21 protein-coding genes are annotated in these 22,154 nt (G+C 61.0%); 11 read left to right on the forward strand and 10 right to left on the reverse strand.

The features are described 5' to 3' along the window. Positions 1–318 precede the first annotated feature (318 nt). Entirely contained in the window at positions 319–1,092 is a 774-nt protein-coding gene (locus QRN36_RS16355; protein ID WP_285425010.1) for a hypothetical protein, read from the forward strand. A 108-nt stretch (positions 1,093–1,200) separates the two neighbouring features. Here the strand turns inward: QRN36_RS16355 and QRN36_RS16360 are convergent, their stop codons facing one another. After that, the gene (locus QRN36_RS16360; RefSeq protein ID WP_285425011.1) at positions 1,201–1,683 is read right to left on the reverse strand and encodes a GAF domain-containing protein; all 483 of its coding nucleotides are present in this window, start codon (positions 1,681–1,683) and stop codon (positions 1,201–1,203) included. Continuing rightward, positions 1,680–2,573, reverse strand: a complete 894-nt coding sequence (locus tag QRN36_RS16365; RefSeq protein WP_285425012.1) for an ATP-binding protein — start codon at positions 2,571–2,573, stop codon at positions 1,680–1,682. The genes QRN36_RS16360 and QRN36_RS16365 overlap by 4 nt, the downstream gene beginning before the upstream one ends. 103 nt (positions 2,574–2,676) lie before the next feature. Between QRN36_RS16365 and QRN36_RS16370 the strand changes: the two genes are divergently transcribed. Next, a complete protein-coding gene (locus QRN36_RS16370) occupies positions 2,677–4,998 on the forward strand; it encodes an ATP-binding protein (protein WP_285425013.1) in 2,322 nt (773 codons plus the stop codon). 42 nt (positions 4,999–5,040) lie between these two features. On the opposite strand, the gene QRN36_RS16375 is transcribed toward QRN36_RS16370, so the two are convergent. Further along, complete coding sequence (locus QRN36_RS16375) at positions 5,041–5,526, reverse strand: glutathione peroxidase (RefSeq protein ID WP_285425014.1); 486 nt, start codon at positions 5,524–5,526, stop codon at positions 5,041–5,043. A 105-nt stretch (positions 5,527–5,631) separates the two neighbouring features. Beyond that, complete coding sequence (gene msrB / locus QRN36_RS16380) at positions 5,632–6,030, reverse strand: peptide-methionine (R)-S-oxide reductase MsrB (RefSeq protein ID WP_285425015.1); 399 nt, start codon at positions 6,028–6,030, stop codon at positions 5,632–5,634. A 193-nt stretch (positions 6,031–6,223) separates the two neighbouring features. Here msrB and QRN36_RS16385 point away from each other — a divergent pair, with 193 nt between their 5' ends. Both QRN36_RS16385 and htpX read left to right on the forward strand, forming a co-directional pair. Continuing rightward, positions 6,224–7,435, forward strand: a complete 1,212-nt coding sequence (locus QRN36_RS16385; RefSeq protein WP_093460468.1) for a pyridoxal phosphate-dependent aminotransferase — start codon at positions 6,224–6,226, stop codon at positions 7,433–7,435. Between the two features lie 284 nt (positions 7,436–7,719). Next, the gene (gene htpX, locus QRN36_RS16390) at positions 7,720–8,607 is read left to right on the forward strand and encodes a protease HtpX (RefSeq protein ID WP_093460471.1); all 888 of its coding nucleotides are present in this window, start codon (positions 7,720–7,722) and stop codon (positions 8,605–8,607) included. Between the two features lie 97 nt (positions 8,608–8,704). Here the strand turns inward: htpX and QRN36_RS16395 are convergent, their stop codons facing one another. After that, positions 8,705–9,361 (reverse strand): thiopurine S-methyltransferase, encoded by a 657-nt coding sequence (locus tag QRN36_RS16395; RefSeq protein ID WP_285425016.1) that lies wholly within the window; start codon positions 9,359–9,361, stop codon positions 8,705–8,707. A 103-nt stretch (positions 9,362–9,464) separates the two neighbouring features. On the opposite strand from QRN36_RS16395, the gene QRN36_RS16400 reads away from it, so the two are divergent. Next, a complete protein-coding gene (locus QRN36_RS16400) occupies positions 9,465–10,232 on the forward strand; it encodes a class III extradiol ring-cleavage dioxygenase (protein WP_285425017.1) in 768 nt (255 codons plus the stop codon). A gap of 548 nt (positions 10,233–10,780) precedes the next feature. On the opposite strand, the gene QRN36_RS16405 is transcribed toward QRN36_RS16400, so the two are convergent. Continuing rightward, positions 10,781–12,457: a DEAD/DEAH box helicase gene (locus QRN36_RS16405; protein ID WP_092407010.1), complete on the reverse strand. Its 1,677-nt coding sequence runs from the start codon at positions 12,455–12,457 to the stop codon at positions 10,781–10,783. Positions 12,458–12,873: 416 nt separating this feature from the next. Here QRN36_RS16405 and QRN36_RS16410 point away from each other — a divergent pair, with 416 nt between their 5' ends. Further along, entirely contained in the window at positions 12,874–13,665 is a 792-nt protein-coding gene (locus QRN36_RS16410) for a crotonase/enoyl-CoA hydratase family protein (protein WP_285425019.1), read from the forward strand. Here QRN36_RS16410 and QRN36_RS16415 read toward each other — a convergent pair whose 3' ends face one another. Then, on the reverse strand, positions 13,666–14,421 hold the full coding sequence (locus QRN36_RS16415; protein ID WP_285425020.1) for a spermidine synthase: 756 nt from the start codon (positions 14,419–14,421) through the stop codon (positions 13,666–13,668). It lies immediately after the preceding gene. A 125-nt stretch (positions 14,422–14,546) separates the two neighbouring features. On the opposite strand from QRN36_RS16415, the gene QRN36_RS16420 reads away from it, so the two are divergent. Next, positions 14,547–15,893 carry a class II 3-deoxy-7-phosphoheptulonate synthase gene (locus QRN36_RS16420; protein ID WP_285425021.1) on the forward strand — a complete coding sequence of 449 codons (1,347 nt, stop codon included), beginning with the start codon at positions 14,547–14,549 and terminating at the stop codon, positions 15,891–15,893. Between the two features lie 200 nt (positions 15,894–16,093). On the opposite strand, the gene QRN36_RS16425 is transcribed toward QRN36_RS16420, so the two are convergent. Together QRN36_RS16425 and QRN36_RS16430 are read right to left on the reverse strand one after the other, a co-directional pair. Continuing rightward, the gene (locus tag QRN36_RS16425) at positions 16,094–17,341 is read right to left on the reverse strand and encodes a winged helix-turn-helix domain-containing protein (protein ID WP_285425022.1); all 1,248 of its coding nucleotides are present in this window, start codon (positions 17,339–17,341) and stop codon (positions 16,094–16,096) included. A gap of 92 nt (positions 17,342–17,433) precedes the next feature. After that, positions 17,434–17,667 carry a DUF1127 domain-containing protein gene (locus tag QRN36_RS16430; protein WP_285425023.1) on the reverse strand — a complete coding sequence of 78 codons (234 nt, stop codon included), beginning with the start codon at positions 17,665–17,667 and terminating at the stop codon, positions 17,434–17,436. A 97-nt stretch (positions 17,668–17,764) separates the two neighbouring features. Here QRN36_RS16430 and QRN36_RS16435 point away from each other — a divergent pair, with 97 nt between their 5' ends. Next, positions 17,765–18,619: a LysR substrate-binding domain-containing protein gene (locus QRN36_RS16435; protein WP_285425024.1), complete on the forward strand. Its 855-nt coding sequence runs from the start codon at positions 17,765–17,767 to the stop codon at positions 18,617–18,619. A gap of 7 nt (positions 18,620–18,626) precedes the next feature. Here QRN36_RS16435 and QRN36_RS16440 read toward each other — a convergent pair whose 3' ends face one another. Continuing rightward, on the reverse strand, positions 18,627–19,358 hold the full coding sequence (locus QRN36_RS16440) for a sulfite exporter TauE/SafE family protein (protein ID WP_306470435.1): 732 nt from the start codon (positions 19,356–19,358) through the stop codon (positions 18,627–18,629). A gap of 230 nt (positions 19,359–19,588) precedes the next feature. On the opposite strand from QRN36_RS16440, the gene QRN36_RS16445 reads away from it, so the two are divergent. The 3 genes from QRN36_RS16445 to QRN36_RS16455 all read left to right on the forward strand — a co-directional run bounded on the left by QRN36_RS16445 (position 19,589) and on the right by QRN36_RS16455 (position 21,996). After that, entirely contained in the window at positions 19,589–20,062 is a 474-nt protein-coding gene (locus QRN36_RS16445) for a MarR family winged helix-turn-helix transcriptional regulator (protein ID WP_285425025.1), read from the forward strand. 469 nt (positions 20,063–20,531) lie between these two features. Further along, positions 20,532–20,951, forward strand: coding sequence for an organic hydroperoxide resistance protein (locus QRN36_RS16450; RefSeq protein ID WP_093460513.1), 420 nt, complete (start codon positions 20,532–20,534; stop codon positions 20,949–20,951). A 25-nt stretch (positions 20,952–20,976) separates the two neighbouring features. Continuing rightward, positions 20,977–21,996, forward strand: a complete 1,020-nt coding sequence (locus QRN36_RS16455) for an alpha/beta hydrolase (protein ID WP_285425026.1) — start codon at positions 20,977–20,979, stop codon at positions 21,994–21,996. The last annotated feature ends 158 nt before the right edge of the window (positions 21,997–22,154 follow it).

Below are 22,154 nucleotides of genomic sequence, written 5' to 3' on the forward strand. Positions count from 1 at the left end.
AACCCCTGTTACCGCCGTGAAAGGGCGGTGTCCTAGGCCACTAGACGAAGGGGACACGCTACAACATTCACTCCCTGCCGCGCTTCGCTGTGTGCTTTACGCTGCAAGTGGCGCGCATTCTATGGATGGTTGCAGGGGTCGTCAACCCCCATGTGAAAATTTATTCAAATCAATGACTTCGCCCTCTAATTCGGTCATGAACGGCCGATACAGGATTGTCGGCGGGCATTGCTATTAAGAGCAGCCGACAGCCACACCTTCCCGCGATAGTGCATAGCCACTACACTCGGCGCACATAACTTGATTGAGGCTAGTACGGTGACACCACTCATTATCACCCTGATGGTTGTAGCAGGCATCGTAATCCTCATCGCCATCGGCTATCTGAATCACGTGGCCGAAGCCAAGAAGGTCGAGCGTGCGCGCACGCTGGTCGAGCTCAATGACCGCTTGCGTCGCTGCAGCGAATTGTCCGAGACATTCCCCGGCCAACTGATGTCGCCAGCACTCAAACTGTTGCTGGTGCGTCTGGAGCTGAACGTCATCAAGCGCCTGATCGCCCTGGAAAGACGCAACAACCCTGGCATTCAAGAGCGCGAAACCGAGCTCGAAGCCCTGGTCGCGCAAGGGGAAAACATCAAGGTCACCAACCCCGCCAGCCCGATCCAGACCGAAGCGAAGGCCAAAGACGTGCGTTTCCTGCTCGAAGCGATGCACGGTCAGGTGACCCGCGCCGCCCACGACGGTTTCCTGCAGACCGCCGAAGCCAAGCACTGGATTCGCGAGATCCGCAACATGCTGGTGCTCTTGCACATCGAGTTCTTCAATAACCTGGGTCAGCAGGCGCTGAATCAGGAGCAGCCCGGTCAAGCGCGTCTGGCCTTCGAGCGTGGCGTTCAGTACCTGAAGAATCAGGCAGAGCCTGCGCCGTGGAAAAACCATCTTCAGGCCATGGAGCGCCAGCTGGCACGCGCCAACGCCATGGTGCTCGACACCATCGCGCCGACCGAAGACGACAACAATGAACTGACCGAAGGGCTGAAAGCCGATAACGCCGATGCCGAATGGAAGAAAAAAGCCATCTACGACTGATGGCTTGATCCGAGGCGATTCCCTCTGTGGGTGTGAGCGTGCTCACGAGGGCGTTGCCTCAGCTACTCGCACATCCGCGAGCACGCTCATTCCCACCGTTCAACCCACTCAGCAGTCGGTGGCCTTGAGGAAGATCGCCGCCAACTGCTCGATGCCCGCCTGATCCTCTTCACTGAAACGCCCCAGACTCGGACTGTCCAGGTCCAGCACGCCGATCAGTTTCCCGTCCTTGACCAACGGCACGACCAGCTCGCTGTTCGACGCGCTGTCGCAGGCGATATGGCCCGGGAACTCGTGCACGTCCAGCACCCGCTGGGTTTCCCGGCTTTGCGCCGCGGTGCCGCAGACGCCCTTGCCGAACGGAATCCGCACGCAGGCAATCTGGCCCTGAAACGGACCCAGCACCAACTCTTCATTGCGATTGAGGTAGAAGCCGGCCCAGTTCAAATCGTCCAGCTGGGTATAAAGAAACGCGGAAAACTGCGCGGCGTTGGCGATGAAGTCGCGCTCGTCGGCCAACAGCGATTCCAGTTGGGCAGCCAGCAGACGGTAGCCATCGAGGCCCTCGCCCGCTGCATTCAAATCGATCATGGATGTTGCTCCAGCATTTTCAAACCAACCCAGTAACGGGCGAACTGATAGGCACAGCGGCCGTTGCGATTGCCGCGGCCGGTTGCCCAGCGCACGGCCTGAATTTCGAGTTCCTGGTCCCGCTGCCAGGGCAGCCCGGCCTTGTCCGCCAGCTCGCCGACCCAATGTTCCACCACGTCGAGGAAATGCTCCTGAGTGAAGGGGTAGAACGACAGCCACAGGCCGAAGCGGTCCGACAGTGCGATCTTGTCTTCCACCGCTTCGCTGGGATGAATTTCGCCGTCATCGCCGCGCTGCCAGTGAGCGTTGTCACTCTCTTTCTCCGGCACCAGATGGCGCCGGTTGGACGTGGCATAGAGCAGCACGTTGTCCGGGGCCTGTTCGAGCGAGCCGTCGAGCACACTTTTAAGCACGCGGTAATCGCCCTCGCCGGACTCGAACGACAGGTCGTCGCAGAACAGCACGAAACGTTGTGGCAGCTTTTGCAGTTGTTCGACCACCCGCGGCAGGTCACCCAAATGATCGCGCTCGATCTCGATCAGGCGCAGGCCGGCCTTGGCATGCTCGGCCAGCAACGCGCGCACCAGCGACGATTTGCCGGTGCCCCGCGACCCCCAGAGCAACGCATGGTTGGCAGGCAGGCCGTCGATGAACTGCTGGGTATTGCGACCCAGTTGTTCGCGCTGCCGATCGACGCCGATCAGGTCGCTCAGGCGCATGTCCAGCGTCACGTCCAGCGGCATCAGATACCCCGCACGTCCCTCCCGCACCCAACGCGCTGCCAGCGACTTTTCCCAGTCCACCGGCTCGCGCAGCGCCGGCAACAAAGGCTCGAGGCGCGCCAGAACCGATTCGGCGCGTTCCAGAAAAGCGTTCAACCGAGAATCCACGATGTCTCCTTGATTTAACTGGTTAAAGCCGGTCTGCGATCAGCTATGCTTTGCCCGCGATGGACACAAGAAGTGCAAGTGCCCTACCGGATCAGGCGCCCTCATGGATATAGCGATCACCCACCGACTGTCGTTCAAACAGGCCCGTTTGACTGTGCTGATCGGCTTCATTCTGGGAACCCTGCTCAGCCTCTTTCAGATTGCGATCGATTATGCCAGCGAAGACGCGTCCATCGATCGTGAAATTCGCTCTTTGCTGCAAATCAGTCACAACCCCGCCTCCCGCATCGCCTACAACATTGACTCCGAACTGGCCCAGGAACTGACGCTGGGCCTGCTGCACTCGCCCGCTGTGGTCGGCGCACGCCTGAGCGACAACAATAATGTGCTGCTGGCGGCGGTGTCGCGGCCGGTGGCGCAGAGCCCCTACCGCATGGTCAGCGATTTCCTGTTCGGCCGAAGCCGGGAATTCGTCGATGTCCTGCACCTGGACCACATGCCCAACGAGGCAATCGGCACGCTGTCTCTGGATGTCGACACCTTCGCCTTCGGCAGCCACTTTTTGCAGCGCGCGGAAATCACCTTGCTCAATGGCTTCGTCCGCAGCCTGCTGCTGGCCTGCATTCTGATGGGGCTGTTTTACCTCACGCTGACCAAGCCGCTGACCGGGGTCATCGGCGCGCTCGCCAGCCGCGACCCGCGCAGCCCCAAGCAGAACCCGCTGCCCTGCCCGCCCGGCCATGAGAACGATGAAATCGGGGTGCTGGTCAAGGTTGCGAACCGGCAGTTCGAAAACGTCGCCAGCGAATTCGGCCGTCGGCTGGACGCGGAAAACCGTCTCACCGATCACCTGAATGAACTGGAAGACATCGTTTCTGCCCGCACGGTCGAGCTCAAGGCCAGCAACGCGCGACTGAGCCAGTCCAACGAGGAATTGCAGGTCGCGCGCAGCACCGCCCTGGACATGGCGCATGCGCGTTCGGCCTTTCTGGCGCACATGAGCCATGAAATACGTACCCCGCTGAACGGTCTGCTGGGCATGCTCGCGCTGTCGCTGGACGGGCCGCTGAGCGCCGAACAACGCCAGCAACTCTTGATCGCCCACGATTCGGGCAAGGTCCTGGTGGAGCTGCTCAACGATATTCTCGATCTGTCGAAATTCGACGCCGGGCAACTGGAGCTCGAGCGCATCCCGTTCGACCTCGCGACCCTTATCGAGGACACCGCCAACCTGCTGTCGCAGAACGCCGCGCCCGCGGTCGAACTGACGTGCCTGATCGATCCGCGCTTTCCTGCGCTGGTGTTGGGCGATCCGACGCGGGTTCGCCAGATCGTCAGCAATCTGCTGTCCAACGCGCTGAAATTCACCCGCGCCGGTCGCGTGGACGTGCGCCTCGGTCAGCACCAGGACAAGGTTCGGATCGAGGTCTGTGACACCGGTATCGGCATCGCTCAGGACGCGCAGGCGAAAATCTTCCAGCCGTTCACCCAGGCCGAAGCTGCCATCACGCGGCAGTACGGCGGGACCGGTCTGGGCCTGACCCTGACGCACAATCTGTGCGATGCCATGAACGGGCATTTGAGCATCGAATCGACGGCGGGCGTCGGCAGCCGGTTCTGCGCCGACCTGCCCTTGCCGACGCACACGCCCGCCCCGCAGTGGCCGTTACTGAAGGGGCGCGTGGTGGTGGTGAGTCCGGCGCACAGTGGCCTGGTGGAGATGTTGAGTCGACTGCTGCCCGAATGGGGCATCGATTACCGACACTTTTCGGCCGACAATCCGCAGCCGGATGAGCAACCCGACCTGCTCATCACCGATTGTCCGGAATGCCTGATCGGGATTCGCCCGGGAACGACCGGTCCGATTCTGCTGGTCACCGCTTACGGCAACTTCATGCCGGGCGAGCAGGTCGCCGCACTGGCGCCCTTGCAACAACAGGCCCGTCCGCTGTCACGCAGCGTGCTGCATCAGAGCCTGGCGCGCACGTTGCGCATGGAAGGGCAAATCCGCGCGGAACGCCCCCGCGACGGCCTGCCCTCGCCTTTCCGGGCGCGCATCCTGCTGGTGGAAGACAACCCGGTGAATCAACTGGTGGCCAAAGGCATGCTTGGCAAGCTGGGCTGCGAAGTCGTGGTCAGCGGCAATGGCGCAGAAGCGTTGCAGCAACTGGACCACGGCTCATTCGATCTGGTGTTGATGGACTGCAACATGCCGGTGATGGATGGCTACGAAGCGACTCGCCTGATCCGCCAGAGCGGGAAATGGCCTGACCTGCCGATCATCGCCCTGACCGCCAACGCCATGCCGGAAGAACGCGAGCACTGCAAGAACATCGGCATGAACGACTACCTCGCCAAGCCGTTTCACCGGGAAGAACTGAGCCACTTGCTGGATCAGTGGATTCCAGTGGTTCAAGCGCATTAACGGCTGGCTTGGCGGGCAAGCGCGACCCGGGAGGGCACGCTGCTATTTCAACAATGCTTCGATATCGGATTTCAGCTCTTCGGGTTTGGTCAGCGGCGCGTAACGCTTGACCAGCTTGCCATCCCTGCCGATCAGGAATTTGGTGAAATTCCACTTGATGGCTTCTGAACCGAGCAGACCGGGCGCCTGCTTTTTCAGCTGCACGAACAGCGGATGAGCATTGGCGCCGTTGACCTCGATCTTTTTGAACAGCGGGAATGTCACGCCGTAGTTCAGCTCGCAGAACTCCGAAATCGAGCCCTCGTTGCCGGGTTCCTGCTTGCCGAACTGGTTGCACGGAAAGCCCAACACCATCAGCCCCTGATCCTTGTAGCCTTGCCACAGCTGCTCAAGGCCTTTGTATTGCGGAGTGAAGCCGCATTTGCTCGCGGTATTGACCACCAGCACCGCCTTGCCCGCGAAATCAGCGAGGGTTTTCTGCTCGCCTTTGATCGTCTGCACCGGAATGTTCAGCAGGTTGTCGCTCATGGCGATGCCTCGAAGAGAGTTAAGCCGCCAAATTAGCGCGCCGATCAATGGCGCGCCATCTGATTATCATCGGTGATATCGACTCATAGGATCAGTGTCGCAGGCTCAGCCCTGGCGCGGGACCAGGTCCAGGCACACCGAGTTGATGCAGTAACGCAGACCGGTCGGAGGCGGACCGTCCGGAAACACGTGGCCCAGATGGGCATCGCACTTGGCGCAGACGACTTCGGTGCGAATCATGCCGTGGCTGACATCGCGCACTTCCACCACTGCACTGCCTTCGATCGGCGCGTAGAAGCTGGGCCAGCCGCAGCCGGAATCGAACTTGGTGGTCGAATCGAACAGTGGATCGTTGCAGCACACGCAGTGATAGACGCCGTCGGTTTTGGTGCTGTTGTACTTGCCAGTGAAAGGACGCTCGGTGGCTTTGAGGCGACAGACGTTGTATTGCTCCGGATCGAGCATCTGTTTCCATTCTTCGAGGGTTTTTTCCAGCTTTTCCACAGGTACACCTCCACAACTGAAAAAGCCCGATCTGTGTCTTTTCCACTGATCGGGTGGCACGTATGATTGCGCCTTCATTTGACGCCAGTCTGTCACCCACGTTTCGACTACACAAACCCATTTTGATGGCGTTGTGCTCAGCGGTCCGTCCTCTTCTCACGCGGCGGGCCGTATATTTTCGGGATCAATCACCATGCAGTTCAGCAAATCGAACAAGCTCGCCAACGTCTGCTACGACATTCGCGGGCCAGTGCTCAAGCACGCCAAGCGCCTGGAAGAGGAAGGTCATCGCATCCTCAAGCTGAACATCGGCAACCCGGCGCCGTTTGGTTTCGAGGCGCCGGACGAAATTCTTCAGGACGTGATCCGCAACCTGCCCACCGCGCAAGGCTACAGCGATTCCAAAGGCCTGTTCAGCGCGCGCAAGGCGGTGATGCAGTACTACCAGCAGAAGCAGGTCGAAGGCGTCGGCATCGAAGACATTTACCTGGGCAACGGCGTCTCGGAGCTGATCGTGATGTCGATGCAGGCTCTGCTCAACAACGGCGACGAAGTGCTGGTGCCCGCACCGGACTATCCGCTGTGGACCGCTGCGGTGGCGCTGTCCGGCGGCAACCCGGTGCATTACCTGTGCGACGAGCAGGCCAACTGGTGGCCTGATCTGGATGACATCAAGGCCAAGATCACGCCGAACACCAAGGCCATGGTGATCATCAACCCGAACAACCCGACCGGTGCGGTGTACTCCAAAGAAGTCCTGCTGGGCATGCTGGAGATCGCCCGTCAGCACAATCTGGTGGTGTTCTCCGACGAAATCTACGACAAGATTCTCTACGACGATGCCGTGCACATCTGCACCGCATCGCTGGCGCCGGACCTGCTGTGCCTGACCTTCAACGGCCTGTCCAAATCCTACCGGGTAGCGGGTTTCCGTTCCGGCTGGATCGCCATTTCCGGCCCGAAACACAACGCTCAGAGCTACATCGAAGGCATCGATATCCTGGCCAACATGCGCCTGTGCGCCAACGTCCCGAGCCAGCACGCGATCCAGACTGCGCTGGGCGGCTACCAGAGCATCAACGATTTGATCCTGCCGCCGGGCCGCCTGCTCGAACAGCGCAACCGCACCTGGGAGCTGCTCAACGACATTCCAGGTGTCAGCTGCGTCAAACCAATGGGCGCGCTGTATGCCTTCCCGCGTATCGATCCGAAGATCTGCCCGATCCACAACGACGAGAAGTTCGCGCTGGACCTGCTGCTGTCGGAGAAGCTGCTGATCGTTCAGGGCACCGCCTTCAACTGGCCATGGCCGGACCACTTCCGCGTGGTGACACTGCCACGCGTGGATGACCTTGAGCAGGCGATCGGACGGATCGGCAATTTCCTGAAGTCGTACAAACAGTAATGCTGCTCCTGTAGGAGCGCGCTTGCACGCGACAGCGGTTTGTCTGTGAAGTAATGATCGCCTGACAGAGCGCAATCGCGGGCAAGCGCGCTCCTACAATTCCTGTCGTCACGGTCGATCGCGCAACGATCGCTCTGCGCCAACCCTCTCGCCTACGGCCCATAATCGCCTTGGTGACGACAAACGACACAGTTTGAAATAGTCGCCCGGTTGAATACCCACCGACATCACCTTATATACCCCGCAACACGTTACACATTCTTCACGAGGAGAAACTCTCAACCATGATGCGCATCTTGCTGTTTTTGGCCACTAACCTTGCGGTCGTGCTGATTGCCAGCATCACCCTGAGCCTTTTTGGCTTCAACGGGTTCATGGCGGCCAACGGGGTTGATCTCAACCTCAATCAGCTGCTGATCTTCTGCGCCGTATTTGGTTTCGCCGGCTCGCTGTTCTCGCTGTTCATCTCCAAGTGGATGGCGAAGATGAGCACGGGCACCCAGATCATCACCCAACCCCGCACCCGTCATGAGCAATGGCTGCTGCAGACCGTAGAACAACTGTCCCGCGACGCTGGCATCAAAATGCCGGAAGTGGGTATTTTCCCGGCATACGAGGCCAACGCCTTCGCAACCGGCTGGAACAAGAACGACGCGCTGGTCGCGGTGAGCCAGGGCCTGCTGGAGCGTTTCTCGCCCGATGAGGTGAAAGCGGTTCTGGCCCACGAAATCGGTCACGTGGCCAACGGCGACATGGTCACGCTGGCGTTGGTACAAGGCGTGGTCAACACCTTCGTCATGTTCTTCGCACGGATCATCGGCAACTTCGTCGACAAAGTGATCTTCAAGAACGAAGAAGGCCAGGGCATCGCGTATTACATCGCGACGATCTTCGCGGAGATCGTGCTGGGCTTCCTCGCCAGCGCCATCGTCATGTGGTTCTCGCGCAAGCGGGAATACCGTGCCGACGACGCCGGTGCGCGACTGGCCGGTACCGGCGCGATGATCAGCGCGCTGCAGCGGCTGCGCTCCGAACAGGGCGTTCCTGTGCAGATGCCCGACAGCCTTACCGCATTCGGCATCAACGGCGGACTGAAACACGGCCTGGCCGGCTTGTTCATGAGCCACCCGGCGCTGGAAGATCGCATCGACGCACTGCGCCGTCGCGGTTGATCAATCGGCAGTCATGAGAAAGGGCGACGTGAGTCGCCCTTTTCTTTTGCGCGCGAGTCGCCGGCGCTCGCCTGACGACCTGCGTCGACCCGGCGCCCTAGCGTCGATACATCCGGTACACCGTCTCGATCAGGCGACTGGCCCCGGCATCGAGAAACTTGCGACTTTTGTGCAAGACATCATGATCGGCGATCAGCTTCACCCTCCATTCCGGCGACAACAGCTGCATGACTTCTTCCTCAGAAACCGAAAAGGGAGGCCCGTCCATTTCCGCCTGTTCGTAATCGAGCGAAACCAGTAGCCCCCGGCAGTCGGCGGGCAGGATCCGGTTGAGCTGCTCGACGTAGCGCCAGCGCATGTCGGCGGGCAGCGCGATCAGCGCCGCACGGTCATACAGCGCTGTGCAATTACCGATATCCGAAGCTTTCAAGGCAAAGAAGTCGCCGCACCAGATCTCGCAGTTGCCGTGGCTGTACACCGCGAAACCGCCACGCTGCTCGATGGCCGGTTGCTGCTGACGCTCGGCGAAATAGTCCTGCACGGCTTTCTCCGAGAGCTCGACGCCCACGACCTGCGCGCGCTGATCGACCAGCCAAGCCATGTCGATGCTCTTGCCGCAAAGCGGCACCAGCACGCGCTCCCCGGGCTTGAGGTTCAACTCGGGCCATAACTGTTTGAGGTAAGGATTCACTTCACCCTGATTGAAGCCGATCTGATTGATCGCCCAGCGCTCATGCCAAAACTGCGGCTCCATACATGCTCCTGATTATTCGATCAAATGGCACGAAAACTTATATTAGATTCAGATCGATGATCTGCCTGATGATGGCTCATCTTATACGCTCAGGATGCCAGTTATGTTCCCCAGCCTGTTCATTTCGCACGGCTCACCGATGCTCGCGCTGGAACCCGGCGAAAGCGGCCCGGCACTGCAGCGTCTGGCAGACGCCATGCCCCGGCCGAAGGCGGTGGTCATCGTCTCGGCGCACTGGGAAAGCAACGAGCTGCTCGTCAACGCAAACCCTCAGCCGGAGACGTGGCATGACTTCGGCGGCTTCCCGCCCGCCTTGTTCGCGGTGCAGTACCCGGCGCCCGGCCTGCCTGAAATGAGTCGGCGTGTCATGGATCTGCTGGCCGCCGCCGGGTTGCCCGCCCGCCTGGACAGTCGCCGCCCGTTCGATCACGGGGTGTGGGTGCCGTTGTCATTGATGTACCCGCAGGCCAATGTCCCGGTCGTTCAGGTTTCGCTTCCCACCCGAATGGGCCCCGCGCTGCAAACGCGCGTGGGTCAGGCACTGAAACAGCTGCGCGAAGAACACGTGCTCATCGTTGGCTCAGGCAGCATCACTCATAACCTGCGCGAACTGGACTGGCATGCAGGTCCTGAAAGTGTGGAAACGTGGGCGCTGGAGTTTCGCAACTGGATGGTCGAAAAACTCGCCGCCAACGATGAAGAAGCCCTGCACGACTATCGCAGACAGGCTCCCAACGCCGCGCGCAATCACCCGACCGACGAGCATCTGTTGCCGCTGTACTTCGCCCGAGGCGCAGGCGGCGAATTCAGCGTCGCCCACCAAGGCTTCACCATGGGCGCGCTCGGGATGGACATCTACAGGTTCGGGTGAGCGCTGTGCGTGTGCCCAGTGACAGGTCTTCAAGGGTTTGCGGTGTTTCGCCGGGCTGTGTCACGTCGCAATACTGGCAGGAGCGAGCTTGCTCGCGAAGGCGCCGTTCCTGCTGGTCGATATCTGGTGGCCGAACCAGAGCCTTCGCGGGCAAGCGCGCTGCTACAGGTGGTCGTGCCTGAGCGAATGATCCGATTGCACCAAAAATCCCAGTGTAGGAGCGAGCTTGCTCGCGAAAAGGCGGCTCCTGCTGGCAGAGATGTGCTGGCTGGACTGAAGCCTTCGCGGGCAAGCGCGCTCCTACAGGCGGTCGTGCTTGAGCGAATGATCCGATCGCACCAAAATCCCAGTGTAGGAGCGAGCTTGCTCGCGAAGGGGCGTTCCTGCTGATAGATATCTGGTGGCCGAACCAGAGCCTTCGCGGGCAAGCGCGCTGCTACAGCGTTTGCGGTGTTTTGGTGAGGCGTACCACTGCGCAGGTACGCTCAAGGCAAAAAAAATCCCCGAACCAGTCGGGGATTTTTTTCAGACGATCAACTCAAGGCTGATCAGTCTTCGCGATAACGACGCAGTTTCAGCTGCTTGCCCGCAACGCGGGTGTCTTTCAGCTTGGCCAGCAGACGCTCGAGGCCATCTTCCGGCAGCTCGACGAGGCTGAAGCTGTCACGCACCTGGATGCGACCGATTGCTTCGCGAGCCAGACCACCTTCGTTGAGGATGGCGCCCAGCAGGTTTTTGGCAGCGATGCCATCACGCGCGCCCAGCGCGGTACGGCAGCGAGCACGACCTTCAGCCAGTGGCATCGGTGCACGACGCTCACGGTCGCCACGATCAGGACGGTCGCCCGATGGACGATCGGCGCGGTCGCCACGTGGCGCGCTGTTCGGCACCAGTGGACGCTCTTTCTCGATCGCAGCCAAAGTCAGCGCCTGACCGTTGGTGGCCTTGCGCAGCAGCGCGGCAGCCAGTGCACGCGGGGTGCAACCGATATCGGCCGTCAGACGATCGAGCAGATCGCCATGGCTTGCTTCGGCGTCGGCAACCAGCGGCGCGAGGCTGTTGGTCAGTTTCTTGATGCGGGCATCGAGAACGGCTTGCGAATCCGGCAGGCGAACCTCGGCCACTTTCTGACCGGTGACACGCTCGATGACCTGCAGCATGCGGCGCTCACGCGGAGTGACCAGCAGCAGCGCACGGCCTTCGCGACCGGCACGGCCGGTACGGCCGATACGGTGAACGTAGGACTCAGGGTCGTAAGGCATGTCCACGTTGAATACGTGAGTGATACGCGGAACGTCCAGACCACGAGCTGCCACGTCGGTCGCGACAACGATGTCCAGACGACCATCCTTGAGCGAGTCGATGACGCGCTCACGCTGGTTCTGGGCGATGTCGCCGTTCAGTGCGGCAGCCTTGTAGCCTTTGGCTTCCAGCGCGCTCGCCAGATCCAGGGTGGCCTGCTTGGTACGCACGAACATGATCAGGGCGTCGAAGTCTTCGACTTCCAGCAGGCTCAGAACGGCAGAGGTCTTCTGGTCAGCGTGAACCAGCAGGTGAGCCTGCTCGATCGCGGTAACGGTCTGGGTCTTGCTCTGGATCTTGACGTGCTTCGGGTCTTTCAGGTGACGTTCAGCGATCGCGCGGATCGACTGCGGCAGGGTCGCCGAGAACAGAACGGTCTGACGGGTTTCCGGCATCGCCTTGAAGATGACTTCCAGGTCGTCCATGAAGCCCAGCTTGAGCATTTCGTCGGCTTCGTCCAGAACCAGATGGTTCACGGTCGCCAGGACTTTTTCGTCACGACGCAGGTGGTCGCACAGACGGCCCGGGGTGGCGACGACGATCTGCGCGCCGTTACGGATGGCTTTCAGCTGTGGGCCCATCGGCGCGCCGCCGTAGACAGCCACAACGGTCACGCCCGGCATTTGCTTGGCGTAGGTTTCGAAAGCGGTGGCCACTTGCAGGGCCAGTTCGCGGGTCGGCGCGAGGATCAGCGCTTGCGGCTCGCGTTTTGCCGGGTCGATGCGGTTCAGGATAGGCAGTGCGAAGGCGGCGGTTTTACCGGTACCTGTCTGCGCCTGACCGATCATGTCGTGACCGGCAAGAATGATCGGGATCGATTGCTGCTGAATGGCCGACGGCTCTTCGTAGCCGGTAGCGATAACGGCTGCAACAATATTCGGATGAAGGTCGAGAGCGGCGAAGCCGCCGGTTTCCTGGGTCATGGGTCTGCCTCTGAGTGCATCCGCAAAGACCCATGCTTCAAAGCTGCGCGTGCCGTGTAAGACCCTAGAGTCACCCTGGCTGCTTTGTCGGCGGGGATTTGCGAAAACGTATTGATGAATGGATCGTCAAGGATAGTTCGTAACCGAACCGGCTTGTGAAGAAGGCTTCGCAAACCCATACCGTGACGAGGGCCCTATGAAAGGCCGGCGCGCACTATACCGGAATTGCTGAAAAAAGTGAGGATTTTTTTCCGTAAAAGAATACCTTGCGGCCAACTGTCACAGGCTTTGCGCAAACCTGAGTCAGTGTCTACTTTTCAAGAGCCCGGTATTACTGGCGGCGGGGGCTTAAACGATTCACCTCATCAGTCAGGCAGTCACCCTCCCTTCCTACTCAGCATGCAGGAAATTCGGACATGACCTCTTCCATCAAAGGCCACGTCAGCCGGGAACAGCGAGGGGCCATCATGCTCATCGGACTGGACCGCGTCGCCAAACGCAATGCGTTCGACATGGAAATGCTCGACCAGCTCAGTCTGGCTTATGGTGAATTCGAGCGTAACGATCAGGCGCGGGTCGCCGTGGTCTTCGCCCATGGCGATCATTTCACCGCAGGCCTCGATCTGGCCGAAGCAGGACCGGCGCTCAAGGACGGCTGGAAACTGCCGCCAGGCGGCTACGACCCGTGGGGTCTGTTCGTCGGGCCAAGAGTCAGTAAGCCGGTGATCGTCGCGGCGCAGGGTTACTGCCTGACGCTGGGTATCGAGCTGATGCTCGCGTCCGACATCAATCTGTGTGCGAGCAACGCCCGCTTCGCGCATCTGGAGGTGCAGCGCGGCATCTTCGCGTTTGGCGGCGCGACGCTGCGCCTGCATCAGATCGCCGGGTGGGGCAACGCCATGCGCTGGCTGCTGACCGGCGACGAGTTCGACGCCCATGAGGCCTGTCGCATGGGGCTGGTGCAGGAAGTCATGGCGCCGGAAGACCTCCTGCCTGCCGCCCTGCGCCTTGCGCAGCATGTCGCTGACCGCGCGCCGATAGGCATCCGCGCCACGCTGGAGTCTGCGCGCCAGGCGGTGCTGGAGGGTGAAAGCGCCGCCGCCCACGCGTTGCCGCAGCTGGTGCGGCGAGTGATTGAAAGCGACGACGCCGGCGAGGGCCTGAGCGCGCTGCGGGAGGGACGCGCGGCGGACTTCAAAGGGCGCTGATCAGGTGGCCGGGCGCAGGGTCTTGATCAGCGGCAGCAGCGAGTAGCCCAACTGCGGGGCCAGCCCTTCGGCACGCTGGATCAGGGCATCCATGTCCAGCGTCTGATCCAGATCGGCAGGCACGATGAGGATCACGTTGCCCTCCTTCACCGGCAGCTCCCAGTAATGACGGTGATAGAGGCCGCGCAACAGCGCCGCGCCCAAGGGTTTGCCGTCGTCCGAGGCCCACTGATTGATGACCAGCCAGCCTCCCGGGTTCAGCCGTTGCTGGCACTTTTCCAGGAAACCCCAGGCCAGATGGCCCACTGCGGGCCCGGTGTCGGTGTACAGGTCAACGAAGATCAGGTCGGCGTTTTCCGCCGTCGGCAGCAATTCCAGCGCGTCGCCAATGCGGATGTACAGACGCGGATCGTCTGCCAAACCCATGAACTCCATCGCCAGACGTGGCACGTCGGCACGCAGCTCGATGGCCTCGACGTCGTCCAGGGGCAGGAATTTCAGGCAGGCCTGGGTCAGCGTTCCGGCGCCAAGCCCCATGAACAGCGCACTTTCCGGCGCCTCATGGCACAGCGCTCCGATCAGCATGGCGCGGGTGTAGTCGTACTCCAGCCAGGCAGGATCGGCCGTGAACGTGCAGCTCTGCTCGATGGCGTCGCCGAATTCCAGAAAGCGGTAATCCGCCACTTCCAGCACGCGAATCATGCCGAAGTCATCGTGAACCTCAGCCAGCACGCGCTCAACACGCTCCTCGGTCATTGCAGCTCTCTTGATCAATCAGGTTTGGCGCGCGGATTGTCAGGCATGCAGCCCCGGCAGGTCACGCAAATTATCCAGGTGAACTGCTACCATGACGGTCCGATCGCACTGACCTCGAGTTCACCATGAGCCAACCCTGGAGTCCCGACAGCTGGCGGGCCCTGCCTATCCAGCAGCAACCTCAATACCCTGACGCCGAGCATGTGCGGCGTGTCGAGCAGACGCTGGGCAGTTTTCCGCCGCTGGTGTTCGCCGGGGAAGCACGCGAGCTGCGCCGACAATTCGCCGAAGTGACCGAGGGTCGGGCGTTCTTGCTGCAAGGGGGCGACTGCGCCGAGAGCTTCTTCGAGTTCTCCGCCGCGAAGATCCGCGACACTTTCAAAGTACTGTTGCAGATGGCAATCGTCATGACGTTTGCGGCGGGCTGCCCGGTGGTCAAGGTCGGACGCATGGCCGGCCAGTTCGCCAAACCCCGCTCCTCGAACGACGAAACCGTAGATGGCGTGACGCTGCCGGCTTATCGCGGCGACATCGTCAACGGTATCGGCTTCGACGAAAAGAGCCGTGTTCCGGATCCGGATCGCCTGCTGCAGGCTTACCACCAGTCGACCGCGACGCTGAACCTGCTGCGCGCGTTCGCCCAGGGCGGTTTCGCCGACCTGCATCAGGTGCATCAGTGGAACCTTGATTTCATCGCCAATTCGGCGCTGTCGGACAAGTACAGCCAGCTCGCCGATCGCATCGACGAGACGCTGGCGTTCATGCGCGCCTGCGGAATGGACACCTCACCGCAATTGCGCGAGACCAGTTTCTTCACCGCCCACGAAGCGCTCCTACTCAACTACGAAGAAGCCTTCGTGCGCCGCGACAGCCTGACCAACGACTTCTATGACTGTTCGGCGCACATGCTGTGGATCGGCGACCGCACCCGCCAGCTTGACGGCGCGCATGTCGAATTCCTGCGCGGCGTGAAAAACCCGATCGGGGTGAAAGTCGGCCCGAGCATGAACACCGATGACCTGATTCGTCTGATCGACATCCTCAACCCCGACAACGATCCTGGCCGCCTGAACCTGATCGCGCGGATGGGCGCCAACAAGGTGGGCGACCACCTTCCGGCCCTGATCCGTGCGGTGGAGCGCGAGGGCAAGAAGGTGCTGTGGAGTTCCGATCCGATGCATGGCAATACCATCAAAGCCAGCAGCGGCTACAAGACCCGCGACTTCGCGCAGATTCTGGGTGAGGTCAAGCAGTTCTTCCAGGTGCATCAGGCCGAAGGCACCTACGCAGGCGGCATCCACATCGAAATGACCGGGCAGAACGTGACCGAATGCATCGGTGGCGCACGTCCGATTACCGAGGATGGGCTGTCGGATCGGTATCACACCCATTGCGATCCCCGAATGAACGCAGATCAGTCGCTGGAACTGGCGTTCTTGATTGCCGAGACGTTGAAGCAAGTGCGTCGGTAAGTCGCGCGAGCGGGCGCGCTGTTTCTGCAGGATTGGGTTCAGCCGGGAAGGCGTCGGATTTCACACCCCGGAATTCAGAGTGCCTGCGCCGGACGGTTCCCGGCTAAAGCCGGTCCTACAACGGCGCAAGGCGTGGATTTCACATTACGGAATCGAGGCTGTCTGCGCTGGACCATTCCCGGCTGACCTCGAACGTTTCGTTACAGGTGATCAAAACCGCTGGCGACGAATGCCTCTCGCAGGCGCGCGGCACTGGCGCGTTGGCAGTTGATCAACACGTCGGGCAAGCCGAGCCAGTTGGCCAGTTGTCGCAGGTTCAGCGCCAGGGCATGCATGCCCTCCTCGTCCAGCCCCGGCTGTTCTTCGTGTACGGCATGCACGGCCAGCCTCCCGGCAGCCCTTTCGGCCCGCAGGTCGATGCGCGCCGCGATGCGTTCGTTGTACAGAAACGGCAGCACGTAATAGCCATACACACGCTTGTGGGCGGGCGTGTAGATTTCCAGGCGGTAATGAAAATCGAACAGGCGCTCGGTGCGCGCACGCTCCCAGATCAAGGAGTCGAACGGAGAAAGCAGTGCACTGGTCGCCACCTTGCGCGGCACGCTCAGCTCGGGCAATGCGTAGGCTGTCTGCTTCCAGCCTTGCACCTGAACCACGTTGATGCGCCCCTCTTCCACCAGCGCTGCCAGCCCGGCCCTGGCGGGCGCCGGGTCCTGACGAAAGTAGTCACGGATGTCTTTTTCGGTGCCGACGCCCAACGCTCCGACGGCGTGCAGGAGCAGTCCGCGCTGGGCCTGGCCCTCGTCCAGCTCAGGGTGATGGATGATCGCGTCGGGCAGAACCCGTTCGGGCAGATCATAAAGCCGCTCGAATCCGCGACGCCCGGCAACCGTCACCTCGCCAGCGGCAAACAGCCATTCCAGCGCCAGCTTTTCAGCGCTCCAGTCCCACCACGGTCCCGCGCGCTCCTGACGCGTACTGAGGCTGCCCGCCCCCAGCGCGCCTTGATCACGCACCGCCTGCAACACACGCGCGATGGTCGGCTGCTGCTCGCGTCCGAAGCTGGCCAGCTGCTGATAGATACCTTCACCTTGAGCCGCATGCTGCATGCGCCAGCGCATCAGCGGGTACAGATCCACGGGCAGCAATGACGCTTCATGCCCCCAGTATTCGAACAGTTTGCGTTGCCTGCCCTGGCTCCAGGCGGCGTCATCCAGAAGCTTCTGCGGGTAGTTGCCCAGCCGCGAATACAAAGGCAGATAGTGCGAGCGCACCAGTGCATTGACCGAATCGATCTGCAGCACACCGAGACGCTCGATCAGCTGCGTGACATGGCTGGCCTTGATGGTCGCCGGCCGCTGCCGACCATTGAATCCCTGGGCAGCCAGCGCCAGACGACGCGCCTGTTTGATGGACAGTTTTTGCTGAATCGGCAGTTCTGCGGGCATTCAGGACCTCCTGATCGATCCGCAAAACTACCTCATCAAGACCCGCGCTGCCTACCGCGCCGGCTGCCGTGAGAACTGCCAGGCCCGTCGCCTCAATGCTTCATCGGGTCATCCCAGAACCGACGCTCCGCTTCCTGGTACACATCGGCCCGGCTCAGACCGATGTCCTTGAGCGCGTCGTCACTCAATGCAGCCAGCTGCCTGCGTTCGCGGTGGAGCCTGCGCCAGCGGGCGATCTGCGTCGTCATCGCAGTCCACCAACGCTCAGGCCCCGACTCCCGCGACAGGGTTTTCATCACCAGTACGTAACCTTTTTGACCTTTCATCGTCTTGCCCTCCAAGTGGGGATGGGCAGATTCTCTCGCCAGGCTTAAGATCAATCCAACGAATGTTTCTTATGCACTGCATCTGGGAGATTGATGTATGACCAGCTACCCAAGCATTGACAGCGAACTGCTGCGCACCTTCGTCGCGATTGCCGACGAAGGCGGGTTCACCAAGGCTGGCGAGGTGGTCAACCGCACGCAGTCGGCGGTCAGCATGCAGATGAAAAGGCTTGAGGATGACGTCGTCCGCCGGCCGCTGTTCTTGAAGGACGGCCGCACGCTCAACCTCACGGCGGAGGGCCAGGTGCTGCTGGGTTATGCCCGGCGCATCCTGAAACTGCACAGCGAGGTGTTCAACACGCTGCGTGAGCCGCACATGGTCGGCACGGTGAAAATCGGTACGCCGGATGACTACGTAATGCGTTTCCTGCCGGGCATCCTGCAGCGCTTCGCTCAGGCATATCCCCTCGTGCAGGTCGAAGTGCACTGTGAATCATCGGCGCAACTGCTGCAGCGTCAGGACCTGGACCTGAGCATCGTGACCCGCGAGCCAGGCAAGGAGATCGGCCAGATTCTGCGTCAGGAGCGCTTCGTCTGGGCAGAGGCCGCAGGGTTCTGCCCGCACGAACAGACGCCGCTGCCACTGGCGATGTTCAACAACGACTGTTTCTGCCGCCTGTGGGCGGTCAATGCGCTGGACGCCGGCGGCCGCGAATATCGCGTGGCCTACACCAGCGCCAGCCTGTCGGCGATCATGGCCGTGGTCAGCGCCGGGCTCGCCGTGACCGCGCAATTGCAGAGCCTGATCACCCCTGATCTGCGCGTGCTTGGCGAAGCGGAGGGCTTGCCGCAGCTGCCGTCGGCGAGCATCGTCCTGCTGCGTAATCCGAACAATCCCTCACCGATCACCGAGTGCCTGGCCGATCACATCGCCGAGGGCTTCGAACTGTAGCGATGGGTCAGACCCGGAAACAGAGCATGATCGCGCAGATCACCAGGAACACGCAGAACAGCGATCTGAGCAAGCGCTCCGGCAGACTGTGGGCGAGCGCGACGCCCCAACTGATGCTGGCAAGGCCGCCGATGGCCAGCGGGATTCCCATCCGCCAGTCGACGTGGCCATGCAGCGCGTAAGTGGTCATCGTGATAATGGTCGCCGGGGCTGCGAGGGCCAGCGCCAGCCCTTGGGCGGCCACCTGACTGGCGCCGAAGATGCCGGTCAGGATCGGCGTTGCGATCACCCCGCCGCCGACGCCGAACATTCCCGCGGTCACGCCGGAGCCCAGGCCCAGCACCCATAGCCACCGGCCATGTCGAAGCTGCGGCCCTGAGTGGCCTTTGCGCCAGTACATTTGAATCACGTTGAACAGCGTCAGGACGACGAGAAACGCGACGAAGCCGATGCGCATGCTCTGGGGGTCGATCCGCACGGCCCACAAGGACGTCAGCCAGGACATGATGAAGCTCGGCACGATCAGCGACATGGCGTTGCGCACCGATATCCTGTTGCGCTGGTTGTAACGCCACAACGCCAGCAACACATTGGGCAGCACCATCAGCAACGCGGTGCCTTGTGCCAGTTGCTGATCGAGGCCGAACAGCACGCCCAGCGCCGGAATGGCCACCAGCCCGCCGCCAATTCCGAACAACCCGCCCAGGGTGCCCATGGCAGCACCCAGCAGCAGGTACATCACTACATCGACAATCACGCCCGATCCTCTGTTTTCAGTTGCGGTATGGGAACGCGCGCATCCTACTCACTCGCGGCAATCAGGGAAATCCGCAGGCGGCGATAAAGGTCACGATCGGCGTCAGTCCGCTTCGATAGAGAAACACCCTGTCGGCGATTACCGAAATTATCTGGTGCATTAAAGATCATGACACTAAATTAGTGGTCATTTCGTTCAATCGAGGAACACCCATGAACGCCGACGATAGCTCCGCGACAGCTGGAGCTGGCAGTTGCGAGGACTTGCTGCTGGACAACCAGCTGTGTTTTGCCTTGTATTCCACGTCTCTGATGATGACCAAGGTCTACAAGCCGCTGTTGCTGGAACTAAACCTGACCTATCCGCAATACCTGGCGATGCTGGTCTTGTGGGAACGAGACGGCTTGACGGTAGGAGAAGTAAGCACGCGATTGTTGACCGATCCGGGCTCACTGACGCCGCTGCTCAAACGGCTTGAAACCGAAGGCTTGATCAAGCGCACGCGCAGCAAGGAAGACGAACGTGTGGTGCTGTTGACACTGACTGATCAGGGTAAAGCGCTGCACGAAAAGGCCAAGCGGATTCCGCAATGCATTCTCGCGGCCAGCGGAATCACGGTGGAACAACTGAAAGCGTTGCAACAGGACCTGCTCGGCCTGCGCGGGCATCTGCACGGCAGCATCTGATTACCCCCCCTTCACTTCAGGCCAGCCTCGTTGCTGGCCTTTTCATTTACGCCAGACCCTGTCGCAGATTTCTGCAAGAGCCCGCTTGCCCGCGAAAGCGTCCGTGCAGAGATCAGGAGGGTGCCTGCATGAATGCGTACGCGGGCAGCGCGCTCCAACAAATCGGGTGGCGATAGCGCGGTAGCGACACCACTTTGTGGCGCTGATGGATCGAAGGATCCTTCCGCGAGCAGGCAGACTGCTAAAAACCTCGACCTCGAGAGTAAAATCTTTTTGAAAATAAATCATTATTTATCAATCAGTTAAATCACACATGACCGACAGAGCGCGGCTTTTTTGAGAAATCTCGAAAATTTATCTTGCGCACTAATCATTGGCGCATTACATTTCATCTCACTTGCTTAGCGCACAAACTTTTAGCGCTAAACACAACCGGCTCAGGCCAACATCATTCAAGTGAGGAAATATCATGAAAGCGCTCTATACCGCAGTTGCAACCGCTACCGGTGGCCGTGATGGCCGTGCTGTTTCCAGCGACAAGATTCTCGACGTGAAACTGGCCACCCCGAAAGAACTGGGCGGCGCTGGCGGTGAAGCCACCAACCCTGAGCAACTCTTCGCCGCCGGCTACTCGGCCTGCTTCATCGGCGCGCTGAAATTCGTCGCCGGTCAGAGCAAACGCAGCATCCCTGCCGACGCCTCGATCACTGCCCACGTCGGCATCGGTCAGATCCCTGGCGGCTTCGGTCTGGACATCGATCTGCACATCAGCCTGCCTGGCCTGGAACAAGCCGACGCTCAAGCACTGGTCGACGCCGCTCACCAGGTCTGCCCGTACTCGAACGCCACCCGCGGCAACGTTGACGTTCGCCTGCACGTCACCGTCTGACACCTCGACCAGGAAGGAGAAGAACATGAACACATTTGGCAAGATTCTGGCGGGCTCGCTTCTCGCACTGTCCATCGGCAAAGCGTTTGCGGCGACCGACAGCGGCGTCGAGCACAACACTCAGGCATTCCTCGACGCGCTGAACTCGGGCGGCGGCAAGCCGATCGAGCAGCTTTCGCCCAAGGATGCGCGGGCCGTGCTGACCGGCGCTCAGGCCGGGGTCAAGCTGACACTGCCCAAAGCCGATGTCAGCCAGAAGACCATCTCGGCCGACGGCCAGAACATCAGCCTGACCATCGTGCGTCCGGCTGGCGTGAAAGGCACCTTGCCAGTGTTCATGTTCTTCCACGGCGGCGGCTGGGTGCTGGGCGATTACCCGACCCACGAGCGTCTGGTGCGGGATCTGGTCGAGGGTTCGGGGGCAGTGGCGGTGTTCGTGAACTACACGCCGTCGCCTGAAGCGCACTACCCGACCGCGATCAACCAGGCCTACGCGGCCACCAAATGGGTGGCTGAGCACGGCAAGGAGATCAACGTCGATGGCAAGCGTCTGGCCGTGGCCGGCAACAGCGTCGGTGGCAACATGGCGGCCGTCGTCAGCCTGATGGCCAAAGACAAGGGCACGCCGGCCATTCGTTATCAGGTGCTGCTGTGGCCGGTAACCGACGCCAACTTCGACACCGGTTCGTATGACCAGTTTGCCGAGGGGCACTTCCTCACCCGCAACATGATGAAGTGGTTCTGGGACAACTACACCACCGATCCGAAGCAGCGCGCCGAGATTTACGCTTCACCGCTGCGCGCCACACTGGATCAGCTCAAAGGCCTGCCCCCTGCTCTGGTGCAGACCGCCGGTGCCGACGTGCTGCGTGACGAAGGCGAAGCGTATGCCCGCAAACTGGATCAGGCTGGCGTTCCGGTGACCGCCGTGCGCTACAACGGCATGATTCACGACTACGGTCTGCTCAACGTGGTCAGCCAGGTGCCGGAAGTGCGCTCGGCGATGTTGCAGGCGTCGCAAGAGTTGAAGGTTCATCTGAAGTAAAAAAGATGTCAGCCGGATAGATCTGCATTGATCGATCCGGCCTCATCGCGAGCAAGCTCACTCCTACAGATTACTGCGCTCCCACTGTAGGAGTGAGCTTGCTCGCGATGAGGCCGGTGTGTTCAACACGATTCAGTGACCAGAGAAGAACGCCATGA

The organism is Pseudomonas sp. efr-133-TYG-103a, from assembly GCF_030209235.1.
Taxonomy (GTDB): Bacteria; Pseudomonadota; Gammaproteobacteria; order Pseudomonadales; family Pseudomonadaceae; genus Aquipseudomonas.